The sequence below is a fragment of the Mycobacterium sp. E1715 genome (assembly GCF_001667625.1).
Taxonomy (GTDB): Bacteria; Actinomycetota; Actinomycetes; order Mycobacteriales; family Mycobacteriaceae; genus Mycobacterium.
On record NZ_LZJJ01000575.1, the window covers coordinates 1 to 10,810 of the forward strand.

Annotated in this window: 12 protein-coding genes and 1 pseudogene; 8 read left to right on the top strand and 5 right to left on the bottom strand. The window is 66.8% G+C overall.

What is annotated here, in order from left to right; translation table 11 throughout:
* The 4 genes and pseudogenes from A9X03_RS27950 to A9X03_RS27965 form a co-directional block, all read right to left on the bottom strand.
* Nucleotides 1-310, bottom strand: a pseudogene (locus A9X03_RS27950) (acetyl-CoA C-acetyltransferase); the annotation flags it as partial.
* Between the two features lie 4 nt (nucleotides 311-314).
* A complete protein-coding gene (locus A9X03_RS27955; RefSeq protein WP_067778513.1) occupies nucleotides 315-1,124 on the bottom strand; it encodes an enoyl-CoA hydratase/isomerase family protein in 810 nt (269 codons plus the stop codon).
* Nucleotides 1,121-2,287 (bottom strand): acyl-CoA dehydrogenase family protein, encoded by a 1,167-nt coding sequence (locus tag A9X03_RS27960; protein ID WP_067778515.1) that lies wholly within the window; start codon nucleotides 2,285-2,287, stop codon nucleotides 1,121-1,123. Before A9X03_RS27960 ends, A9X03_RS27955 begins: the two co-directional genes overlap by 4 nt.
* A 109-nt stretch (nucleotides 2,288-2,396) precedes the next feature.
* The gene (locus tag A9X03_RS27965; protein ID WP_067778518.1) at nucleotides 2,397-3,695 is read right to left on the bottom strand and encodes an amidohydrolase family protein; all 1,299 of its coding nucleotides are present in this window, start codon (nucleotides 3,693-3,695) and stop codon (nucleotides 2,397-2,399) included.
* Nucleotides 3,696-4,129: 434 nt separating this feature from the next.
* On the opposite strand from A9X03_RS27965, the gene A9X03_RS27970 reads away from it, so the two are divergent.
* The 8 genes from A9X03_RS27970 (at nucleotide 4,130) to A9X03_RS28005 (ending at nucleotide 10,238) form a co-directional block, all read left to right on the top strand.
* A complete protein-coding gene (locus A9X03_RS27970; RefSeq protein WP_067758393.1) occupies nucleotides 4,130-4,666 on the top strand; it encodes a carboxymuconolactone decarboxylase family protein in 537 nt (178 codons plus the stop codon).
* A 13-nt stretch (nucleotides 4,667-4,679) separates the two neighbouring features.
* Nucleotides 4,680-5,966: an aromatic ring-hydroxylating dioxygenase subunit alpha gene (locus tag A9X03_RS27975; protein WP_067758390.1), complete on the top strand. Its 1,287-nt coding sequence runs from the start codon at nucleotides 4,680-4,682 to the stop codon at nucleotides 5,964-5,966.
* Nucleotides 5,941-6,273 (top strand): hypothetical protein, encoded by a 333-nt coding sequence (locus A9X03_RS27980; RefSeq protein WP_067758387.1) that lies wholly within the window; start codon nucleotides 5,941-5,943, stop codon nucleotides 6,271-6,273. Before A9X03_RS27975 ends, A9X03_RS27980 begins: the two co-directional genes overlap by 26 nt.
* A gap of 3 nt (nucleotides 6,274-6,276) precedes the next feature.
* A complete protein-coding gene (locus A9X03_RS27985; protein ID WP_067758384.1) occupies nucleotides 6,277-7,509 on the top strand; it encodes an amidohydrolase family protein in 1,233 nt (410 codons plus the stop codon).
* Nucleotides 7,481-7,915 carry a nuclear transport factor 2 family protein gene (locus A9X03_RS27990; RefSeq protein WP_067758381.1) on the top strand — a complete coding sequence of 145 codons (435 nt, stop codon included), beginning with the start codon at nucleotides 7,481-7,483 and terminating at the stop codon, nucleotides 7,913-7,915. Before A9X03_RS27985 ends, A9X03_RS27990 begins: the two co-directional genes overlap by 29 nt.
* On the top strand, nucleotides 7,912-9,009 hold the full coding sequence (locus tag A9X03_RS27995; RefSeq protein WP_068263985.1) for an acyl-CoA dehydrogenase family protein: 1,098 nt from the start codon (nucleotides 7,912-7,914) through the stop codon (nucleotides 9,007-9,009). Before A9X03_RS27990 ends, A9X03_RS27995 begins: the two co-directional genes overlap by 4 nt.
* A gap of 12 nt (nucleotides 9,010-9,021) precedes the next feature.
* A complete protein-coding gene (locus A9X03_RS28000; protein WP_068263986.1) occupies nucleotides 9,022-9,831 on the top strand; it encodes an acyl-CoA dehydrogenase family protein in 810 nt (269 codons plus the stop codon).
* Between the two features lie 143 nt (nucleotides 9,832-9,974).
* Complete coding sequence (locus A9X03_RS28005) at nucleotides 9,975-10,238, top strand: DUF4190 domain-containing protein (RefSeq protein ID WP_067759618.1); 264 nt, start codon at nucleotides 9,975-9,977, stop codon at nucleotides 10,236-10,238.
* Here A9X03_RS28005 and A9X03_RS28010 read toward each other — a convergent pair.
* Nucleotides 10,235-10,810, bottom strand: a 576-nt coding sequence (locus A9X03_RS28010) for an acyl-CoA dehydrogenase family protein (protein ID WP_255396753.1), incomplete at its 5' end; no start/stop codon positions are given. The genes A9X03_RS28005 and A9X03_RS28010 overlap by 4 nt on opposite strands.

Here is a 10,810-nt window from a genome sequence, read left to right on the forward strand (position 1 = left end):
TGACCGCCTGCACGGCGAAGTCGAGCGCCTGCTGGCTCGAGCCGCACGCGCGGTTCACGGTGGTCCCGGGGATGGTCTCCGGCCAGCCGGCGGCCAGGACCGCGTAGCGGCCGATGTTGCTGGACTGGTCGCCGACCTGGGACACACATCCCCAGATCACGTCGTCGACCATCTCCGGGCCGACTCCCGTGCGTTCCAGCAGTTCGTTGAGGACGACGGCCGACAGGTCCGCGGCGTGCATCCCGGCCAGGCCGCCGTTGCGCTTGCCCACCGCGGTGCGCACGGCTTCGACGATGACTGTTTCCCGCATTTCCCTACTCCGCTTCCTTGGATTTCGATAGCGCCCACCGGCCAGTAAACGACGGCTCCCGCCGCTGCGCGAAGGCGGCATAGGCGGCGGACGCGTCGGCCGTCGCGAAATTACCGACCTGGGCGCGGGCCTCGTTGGCCAGTGCGTCGCGCAACGTGCTGTCCGCACCCTCGTTCAGCAGGGCCTTGGTGTGGGCGAGGGCGATCGGCGGGCCGGCCGCCAGCCGGTGGGCGAGATCGTCGACGAAGGCGTCGATCTCCGCGGCCGGCACCAGCCACGTCACCAAGTTCAGCGCGTGCGCCTCCTCGGCGTCGATCGTCTCGGCGAGCAGCGCGAGCCGCTTGGCCTGTTGCAGGCCAACGAGTTTGGGCAGCAACCACGATCCGCCGAGGTCGATCGACAGACCACGCTTGGAAAAGATCTGGCAGAACTTCGATTCCGGCGTTGCCACGACGAAGTCGCATCCCAGCGCGAGGTTCCATCCCGCCCCGACGGCCACTCCGGCCACCTTGGCGATGGTCGGCATCGCAAGCTCGTGCAGGGCCAGCGCCACGTCGGTCAAACGCTGCAGCTTGTAGGTCGGATGAATGTCGTCGGGGACCGAGATGTCCGCACCGGAGCAGAAGCTGCCGCCGGAGCCGGTGAGCACGAGCGCGCGCACGCCGCGGTCGTGGCCGGCGGCCTGCAGCGCGTCCCGCAACGCGATCCACAGTTCGGGGTTGATCGCATTCTTGCGGCGCGGGCGGTTGAGCGTGAGCGTGCGTACGCCGTCGCGGTCCTCGGACAGCAGCACGTGCTCGTCGGGCGCGGTCAATAGCTCCTCGGCAGTTTCAACACGTTGGATCCCAGGAAGTTCAGGATCATCTCCTGGCTGACCGGCGCGATCTTCATCAGCCGGGCCTCGCGGAAGTAGCGGGTGATGTGGTACTCCTCCGCGTAACCCATGCCGCCGTGGGTTTGCAACGCCCGGTCCGCGGCGGTGAAGCCGGCGTCGGCGCACAGGTATTTCGCGGTATTCGCCTCGCGCCCACAGGGTTTGCCGTTGTCGTACAGCCAGGTCGCCTTGCGCAGCATCAACTCGGCGGCGTCGAGGCGTGCCAGCGAGTCGGCGAGCGGGAATTGCAGGCCCTGGTTCATGCCGATGGGCCGGCCGAAGACCTCACGCTCGTTGCCGTATTTCACCGCCTTGTCCAGCGCCACCCGGCCGATGCCGAGCGCCTCGGCGGCGATCAGCATCCGCTCCGGGTTGAGGCCGTCCAAGATGTACTGAAATCCCTTGCCCTCCTCGCCGATTCGGTCCTCGACCGGAACCTCGAGATTGTCGATAAACAATTCGTTGGAGCTGACCGCGTTGCGGCCCATCTTGCGGATGGGGCGGACGTCGACCCTGCTGCGGTCGAGGTCGGTGATGAACAACGTCATCCCATCGGTCTTCTTGGACACTTCCTCGTAGCTCTGGGTGCGGGTGAGTAGCAGGATCTTGTCCGACTCCATGGCTTTGGAGATCCACACCTTGCGGCCGTTGACGATGTAGCGGTCGCCGTCGCGTTTGGCGAAGGTGGTGATGCGCGAGGTGTCCAGCCCCGCACCGGGTTCGGTCACGCCGAAGCAGACGTGCACCTCGCCGGTGGCGACCTTGGGCAGCGTGCGCGCCTTGAGTTCGTCGGAGCCGTGCACCACCACCGGTTGCATGCCGAAGATGGACAGGTGAATCGCGCTGGCGGCGTTCATGGCGCCGCCGGACTTCGCGACCTCTTCCAGCAGGATGGTGGCTTCGGTGATCCCGAGGCCGTGACCGCCGTACTCGGCGGGGATCGTCATGCCGAGCCAGCCGCCGTCGGCGATGGCCTGATAGAACTCGGAAGGGAATTCGTGGGCCTGGTCTTTTTCCATCCAGTACTGGTCGTCGAACTTGCGCGCCAGCTCGGCGACGGACCGGCGGATCAGCTCCTGATCATCGGTCAGCTCGAAGTTCATTCCGGCGCTGGGCATTGGCGCACCTCCATCAAGCGCGAGCAGACGCAGAATCGCACGATCGCGGCCCGCGCAGTGCGATTCTGCGTCTGCTCGCCCGGGAACGGGACCGTTAATCCTTGTTGCCGCTGAGGGCCTTCGCGTTGGCCGCGAATTCCGCGAAGGACGAGCCGCCCCGGCTGTCCTTGTCGTGGCCCTTCGCCTTGATGGACACGTCGTGCCCCTCGGCGGCCTTGCGCAGCGCACCGACCGTCGCCTGTTCGCGCGAAATGTGCGTGAACGGGTCGAACGAGTACCAGCGCATGGCGTTCTCGTGCGTCATCTTGTTGATCTCATCGTCGGGAACGTTGTTGATGCTCAGTACGTCCCACAGCTCTTCCGGCGCGCCCGGCCACATCGAGTCGCTGTGCGGGTAGTCGGCTTCCCAGCAGATGTTGTCGATGCCGATCATGTTGCGTAGCGCCACGCCCACCTTGTCGCTGATGAAGCAGGTCAGGAAGTGGTCGCGGAAGACCTCGCTGGGCAGCTTGCCCTTGAAGTTCTGGTGCGTCCAGGCGGAGTGCATCTCGTAGGTCCGGTCGGCGCGCTCGAGGAAGTAGGGGATCCAGCCCGTTCCGCCCTCGGACAGCGCGATTTTCAGGTCCGGGTACTCCTTGATCGGCCGCGACCACAACAGGTCGGCGGCGGCCTGCACGATGTTCATCGGCTGCAGCGTGATCATCACGTCCATCGGCGCGTCCGGCGCGGTGATGGCCAACCGGCCCGAGGACCCGATGTGCACGTTCATCACGGTGTCGGTCTCCACCAACGCTTTCCACAGCGGGTTCCAGTACTCGTCGTGGAAGCTGGGATAGCCCATCGCGGCCGGGTTTTCGGTGAAGGTCAGCGCGTGCACGCCCTTCTTCGACACCCGCCGCACCTCGGCGGCGCACGCCTCGGCATCCCAGATCACCGGGATCGCCATCGGGATGAAGCGCGCGGGATAGGCGCCGCACCACTCGTCGATGTGCCAGTCGTTGTAGGCCTGCACCAGCGCGATCGAGAAGTCGTTGTCGTCGGTGGCGAACAGCCGCCCGGCGAAGCCCGGGAAGGACGGGAAGCAGATCGAGGCCAGGATGCCGCCGGCGTTCATGTCCTTGACGCGCTCGTCGACGTTGTAACAACCCGGCCGGATCTCGTCGAGCCCCGTCGGCTCGATGCCGTACTCCTCCTTCGGCCGACCGGCGACGGCGTTGAGCGCGACGTTGGGGATGACGGTGTCGCGGAACTTCCACATGTCCGAACCGTCGGCGTTGTGCACCAGCCGCGGCGCGTCGTCCTGATACTTCTTCGGCAGGTGGTTCTTGAACATGTCCGGCGGCTCAACGGTGTGGTCGTCGACGCTGATCAGGATCATGTCTTCTTTGTTCATGGCCGTTGCCCTTCCGTCGGGTCCGCCTATCCGGTTCCGCTCCCACGCAGCCTCGGCGAATCGCTGTCCCGTGCCAAGATCACTAAAATGAAAACTATCTTCTCGCCAAGCGAGAATCAACATCCAGCCGACGCCACGACCGGCTTTCGCCCGCCCCACCGGTGGCGGAACACGCCCATAAACCGCCCGCCCCGGGACGAGGATGCGCCGAGGTAGCCGGCCTCGTTGTCGGCGAGCCCCGCGCGGCCGCGGACGTTTTCGCAGGAAGGGAGCCGTTTTGGACGCCGCGTGCGCGCGCGGCATCCCAGCCGGGCGAGACCCCTCCCGCCGGCATTGACCGGCCGCGCGATTCGTGCAACTCTATTGGTTGTAAATGAGAATCTGATTCTCCCTGGCCGAGAGGTGGCGGGGAGGATGGCGAGAGGAGAGCTCGGATGCGGTTGCCGCCGCTGCCGGCCGATCAGTGGGACGAAACCACCCACAAGGCGCTCTCGGCGATGCGTGACCCGGCTGCCAACAACGCGCTCAGCACCCTCGCCCGCCACCCGGCGCTGGCCAAGGCGTTTCTGCGGTTCAACGTTCATCTCTTGACCTCGTCCACGCTGCCGGCGCGCGTCCGCGAGCTGGCCATCCTGCGCGTGGCGCATCGTCGCGAATGCGCCTACGAGTGGTCTCACCACGCCCGCATGGCCAGGGACGAGGGAATCACCGACGATCAGATCGCCGCCGTAGTTGGTGATGCCGGCGAGAGCGCCGGCGACTTGGACGAGTTCGATCGCGCGGTGATCACCGCCGTCGACGAACTTGACGACAAATCGCGACTGTCCGACGAGACCTGGGCCGCGCTCGGCGAGCGCCTCGACGACCGGCAGCGGATGGATTTCGTCTTCACGGTCGGCTGCTACGCCACGCTGGCCATGGCCTTCAACACTTTTGGCGTACAGCTCGAAAACGCCGATCGGAACCACTGAGAGAGGTAGAAAGGTGCCCCACTTCCCCAAGCCGGCCGCAGGCAGCTGGACAGAGAACTACCCCGAACTCGGCACGGCGCCTGTCGATTACACCGACTCGATCGATCCGGCGTTCTTCGACGCCGAGCGCGACGCCGTCTTCAGGAAGACCTGGCTCAACGTCGGGCGGATCAATCGCCTCCCGCGCACCGGCAGCTACTTCACCCGGGAACTGCCGTCGGCGGGCAAGGGCACGTCGGTCATCATCGTCAAGACGAAGGACGGATCGGTCAAGGCGTATCACAACGTCTGCCGCCACCGCGGAAACAAGTTGGTGTGGAACGACTTCCCGAACGAGGAGACCTCCGGTACCTGCCGGCAGTTCACCTGCAAGTACCACGCCTGGCGCTACAGCCTCGACGGTGAGCTGACCTTCGTCCAGCAGGAAGACGAGTTCTTCAACCTCGACAAGGGCAACTTCGGCCTGGCGCCGGTCCGATGCGAGGTGTGGGAAGGTTTCATATTCATCAACTTCGACCAGAACGCGGCGCCGCTCGTCGACTACCTCGGGCCACTGGCCAAGAGCATCGAGGGCTACCCCTTCGGCGAGATGACCGAGACGTACTCCTACCGCGCCGAGGTCGGCAGCAACTGGAAGCTGTTCATCGACGCGTTCGTCGAGTTCTACCACGCGCCGATCCTGCACCAGGGCCAGTACACCAAGGAAGAAGCCGCCAAGATCCAGAAGTACGGCTATGAGGCGCTGCACTACGAGTTGGCCGGCCCGCACAATCTGCAGTCGACGTGGGGCGGCCAGGCGCCGCCCCCGGACATGTCCATGGTGAAGCCGATGGACCAGGTGTTGCGCAGCGGCCTGTTCGGCCCATGGGACAAGCCGGAGATCATCGAAAACCTCGACCTGCCACCGGGCGTCAACGTGAAGAGGGTGCCGCAGTGGGGCATCGACTCGTGGCTGTTCTACCCGAACTTCATGCTGCTGATCTGGGAGCCGGGCTGGTATTTGACCTACCACTACTGGCCGACCGCCGTGGACAAGCACATCTTCGAGTGCACGCTGTATTTCGTCCCGCCGCGCAATGCGCGGGAGCGGCTTGCCCAGGAGTTGGCCGCCGTGACCTTCAAGGAGTACGCGCTGCAGGACGCCAACACGCTGGAAGCGACCCAGACCATGATCGGCACGCGGGCCGTCACGGAATTCCTGCTGTGCGACCAGGAAGTCTTGATCCGTCATCTGCACAAGACGACCGGTGACTACGTCAAGGAGTATCAGAACAATGGCCACGTCGCTGCTGCCCGCTGAATTCGCCGACCTCGAGCCCTTTTTGGGCTGGGACCTGGCCACCGAACCCGAGCGCTACGCCAAGCGGCTGTCCTCGACGATGGCCGAGATGCAGGCCTTCTACGACGTGGCCTTCCCCCGCCTCGACGACGTGATCGCCTACTGTGACAGATACCCACTCGACGATCTCCCCGAGGACGCAAAGGCTCTCATGCACATGATGCAGTCGCTCGTCATGGTGTCGTTTCCGATCGAGGCCTGGAAACAGCCGAGGGTGCCCGACAGCGGCGCGGCCTGGGTGGAGTGCATCCGGGAGCCGGTGATCTGACCGGTGTTGACGCTCAAGGCCGCCGGGCTGCTCGATGTCGACGCCGGCGAGATCGTCTCCCCCGGCGTCGTCCAGGTGGAGGGCGACCGGATCGTGCGGGTCGGCGGCGAGCCGGAGGGCGAGCTCGTCGACCTCGGCGAGGCGATCCTGCTGCCGGGGCTGATGGACATGGAGGTCAACCTGTTGATGGGCGGCCGCGGCGAAAAGCCCGGCCTGTCCCAGGTTCAGGACGACCCGCCGACGCGGGTGTTGCGCGCGGTCGGCAACGCGCGGCGCACGCTGCGCGCCGGATTCACCACCGTGCGCAACCTCGGCCTGTTCGTCAAGACCGGCGGCTACCTGTTGGACGTCGCGCTGGGCAAGGCCATCGACGCGGGCTGGATCGACGGTCCGCGCGTGGTGCCGGCCGGGCACGCCATCACCCCCACCGGCGGCCACCTGGACCCCACGATGTTCGCGGCGTTCGCGCCCCACGCGCTGGAGCTGACCGTCGAAGAGGGCATCGCCAACGGCATCGACGAAATCCGCAAGGCCGTGCGCTACCAGATCAAACACGGCGCCGAGCTGATCAAGGTCTGTTGCTCGGGCGGGGTGATGTCGCTGACCGGTCCGCCTGGCGCACAACACTATTCCGACGAGGAACTGCGCGCGATCGTCGACGAGGCGCACCGGCGCGGGCTGCGCGTCGCCGCGCACACGCACGGGGCCGAGGCGGTCAAGCATGCCGTCGACGCCGGCATCGACTGCATCGAGCACGGCTTCTTGATCGACGACGAGGCGATCGCGTCCCTGGTCGAGCACGGCACCTTCCTGGTCAGCACCCGGCGCCTCGCCGACGGGGACGCCATGGACGTTTCGCACGCCCCGCCCGAGCTGCAGGCCAAGGCGGCCGAGATGTTCCCGAAGGCGCGCACCTCGATCGTGGCGGCGTACGAGGCGGGCGTGAAGATCGCGGTGGGCACCGACGCGCCCGCGATCCCGCACGGCCGCAACGCCGACGAACTTGTCACCCTTGTCAACTGGGGGCTGCCGCCGCTGGCGGTGCTGCGGGCGGCCACGGTGACCGCGGCCGAGCTGATCAACTCGACCGATCGCGGCCGACTCGCGGCGGGTCAGCTCGCCGACATCATCGCGGTGCCGGGAAACCCCTTGGAAGACATCACCGTCACCCAGCACGTGAGCTTTGTCATGAAAGGCGGCAAGGTCTATGTCGACAAATCAGCAAACTCGAATTGACGACCTGGTCGAGATCCAGCAGCTGCTCGCCCGCTACGCGGTCACCATCACCCAAGAGGACATCGACGGGCTGATCGGCGTCTTCACCCCGGACGGCACCTACAGCGCCTTCGGCTCAACCTACAAGCTGGACAGGTTCCCCGAATTGGTCGCCGCCGCCCCAAAGGGATTGTTCCTCACCGGAACCGCCTTGATCGAGAACCTCGATGGTGACTCCGCGAGCGGCACCCAGCCGCTGTGCTTCATCGACCACGCCACCCACGACATGCGGATCGGCTACTACCGCGACACCTACTCCCGCACCCCGGACGGGTGGCGGCTGAAAACCCGTGCCATGACGTTCATTCGCCGCAGCGGCGTGCACGACTCCGGGCGCCCGCACGCCGTCGGCCGCCCCGCGCCGTGAATGTCGAGGAGTTCCGGGCGGGCCTGCGATCGTGGCTTGACGACAACGACCTGACCCCGGGACCCGACCACTCGCTACAGGGCCACATGCGGCAGTTCGCCCGGGTCAGCCGCGCGCTCTACGACGCCGATTGGATGCGCTACGGCTGGCCCGCCGAGGTCGGTGGATTGGGTGGCCCCGCGGTGCTGCGTGCGATCGTGGGCGAGGAGGTGGTTGGTCGCCGCCTCGCCGAACCCGGCCCCTATTCGATGCTCGAGGTGCTCGCACCCACGATGATCGACTACGCCCCGCCGGAGCTCGCCGCCGAAATGGTGCCGCGGCTGCTGAGCGGCGAAGAGCAATGGTGTCAAGGCTTTTCCGAACCGGGGTCGGGCAGCGACCTGGCCTCGCTGACCACCCGTGCGACGCAGCTAGGCGACAACTGGATCGTCAACGGGCAGAAGGTGTGGACCAGCTTCGCGCAGTTCTCGTCGCGCTGCGTCCTGCTCACCCGCACCGGACCGGGCCACGACGGGATCACCGCCTTCTTCGTCGACCTCGACACGCCCGGCATCACCATCAGGCCGCTCCGGACGATGCACGGCGTGGACGAATTCTGCGAGGTCTACTACGACGACGTGGTGATCCCGGGCAGCCGGATGCTCGGCCGACCGGGCGACGGCTGGCGACTCGCCATGGACCTCCTCCCGTATGAGCGGTCCACCTGCTTCTGGCAGCGAATCGCCTACCTGTACTCCCGCTTCGACGAACTCATCGTGCAGGCGTCGGCCGCCGGCGATCCCAGCGAATCCGCCTTGGGCGCGGCGTATCTGGCGCTGCACACACTGCGCTGCCGGTCCCGCGACACCCAGTACCGGCTGCGCGACGGGGCACGCCTGGGACCGGACACGTCCATCGACAAGGTGCTGCTGGCCGGCGCGGAGCAACGGCTCTACGACACGGTCCGCGACCTGCTGCCCGGAGTGCTCGAACTCGACGACACACCGTGGCGCGCGGAATACCTGTACTCACGCGCGGCCACCATCTACGGCGGGACCGCCGAGATTCAGCGCAATATCATCGCCCGCCGGCTGCTCGACCTCGGGAAGGAGTGAACCGTGGACGGCATGACGGATCCCGAGTCGCTGCGCCTGCTGGAAGGTTCGCTGCGGACGACGATGGCGGCCGCGTCGGGGGTCAAGCTCGATGCGGCGCTGACCGACCTGGGCTGGCGGGACATGCTGGACGAAATGCCCGATGTCGCCGTCCCTTTGGTATTCCGGCTGCTTGGCGAGACCGGCGCCCACGCCCCGGTCCTCAACGACTTGGTGTTACGCGAGTCCGGCGCCGCGCCCGGCGACACCATGCCGCTACCGTTCGCCGGCGGCTCCTGGGTGATTTGGGAGCGCGGCGAGGTCGCCGGTTCGGCGATCGACGAGTTGTTGCCGATACACCGCGTCGCACATGGGGACTCGTTGACCCGGCCGGCCCTGGACGCGGGCAGGCGGGCATTGGGCTGGTGGTTGGTCGGCGCCGGCCGGGCCATGCTGGCGCTGGCGCGCCGGCACGCTTTGGACCGCGTTCAGTTCGGCCGTCACATCAGCTCTTTCCAGGCGATCCGGCACCGGCTGGCCGAGACGCTGGTCGCGATCCAGGGTGCCGAAGCGACGCTGCATGTCGCCACGCATTCCGACGATCACGACGGCCTTGCCTCGCTGCTGGCGAAGGCCGCCGCCGGCCAGGCGGCGCTGACCGCCGCCCGGCACTGCCAGCAGGTGCTCGGCGGGGTCGGCTTCACCGCCGAGCACGCGCTGCACCACCACGTCAAACGGTCGCTGACGCTGGACGGTCTGCTGGGCAACACGCGGGAGCTGACCCGGGATGCCGGAAAGGCTCTGGTGGACAGGGGTTTTGCGCCACGCCTTGCCGAGCTTTAGCCGGCCCCGGAATCCTGATCGCCAGTAGTAACCTCCCGTTGTCGCTGTGCGGCGAGCAGAATGGCGGGTCCTGAATCTGTGTGACGGATGTGATCTAACGGGTGCGCGTACACTTCGTCTGGCCACCGAGACGATGGGACGCGATGAGTCAGCCCGAGCCTCCTCGAAACGAGCTGGGCGTCGCCTCGCTGCTCGTCGGCGTGGTCGCGCTCCTCACATGCTGGATGCTGCTCGGGGTGCCTTTCGGGATCGCGGCGGTGATCACGGGGGACGCGGCGCGCAGACGGGTCCAGCGGGGCGAAGCGAGCAATCCCCGAACCGCACTGGCGGGCATGGTGTTAGGCGCCGTGTCGATCGCCGCCGGGCTGGTCGCGATCGGGTACTACGCCTGGCGGGACGCCCGCTAATTCCGGGGGAGGCCGAGCACGCGCTCGGCGATGATGTTCCGCTGAATCTCCGACGTGCCGCCGGCGATCGTCGCGGCGAAGGTGCGCGCGTATCGGTCGAACCAGCTGCGGTAATGGCTGTCGAGGTTGAGGGCGGCGAACGGGGCGGTCACCGCGCGGTGCACCAGCCCGTCCGTCTGCGCGGCATTCAACGCGTCCTCCGATGCCCGTTGCAGGGCCTCGGAGCCCAGCAACTTGAGGACCGATTGGGCCGGCACGTCCTCTTCCCCGCGCGCGGCGCGCGACAACGCCACGGACCCCAGTAGGCGCAACGCGTAGGCGTCCATCACCAGGGTGGCGTAGCGATCCCGCTCAAGTGAGCTCGCGGGAGCGAAATCGATGCTCAATTCGTGCAGCAGGTCGACGTACCCCATCCACAGCATCACGCGTTCGTGCCCCAGGGAACCGGTCGCCACCCGCCATCCGCCGTTGAGTTCGCCCACCAGATTCTCGGCCGGCACCCGCGCGTCGGTGAAAAACACCTCATTGAAGTCGACTTCGTCGCTGTCACACATCGACGCGAACGGGCGGCG

Coding starts and splice junctions, on each gene's coding strand:
- A9X03_RS27960 (WP_067778515.1), bottom strand. CDS start 2,287: ATGAACTTCGAGCTGACCGATGATCAGGAGCTGATCCGCCGGTCCGTC.
- A9X03_RS27965 (WP_067778518.1), bottom strand. CDS start 3,695: ATGAACAAAGAAGACATGATCCTGATCAGCGTCGACGACCACACCGTT.
- A9X03_RS27970 (WP_067758393.1), top strand. CDS start 4,130: ATGCGGTTGCCGCCGCTGCCGGCCGATCAGTGGGACGAAACCACCCAC.
- A9X03_RS27980 (WP_067758387.1), top strand. CDS start 5,941: ATGGCCACGTCGCTGCTGCCCGCTGAATTCGCCGACCTCGAGCCCTTT.
- A9X03_RS27990 (WP_067758381.1), top strand. CDS start 7,481: ATGTCGACAAATCAGCAAACTCGAATTGACGACCTGGTCGAGATCCAG.
- A9X03_RS28000 (WP_068263986.1), top strand. CDS start 9,022: ATGACGGATCCCGAGTCGCTGCGCCTGCTGGAAGGTTCGCTGCGGACG.
- A9X03_RS28005 (WP_067759618.1), top strand. CDS start 9,975: ATGAGTCAGCCCGAGCCTCCTCGAAACGAGCTGGGCGTCGCCTCGCTG.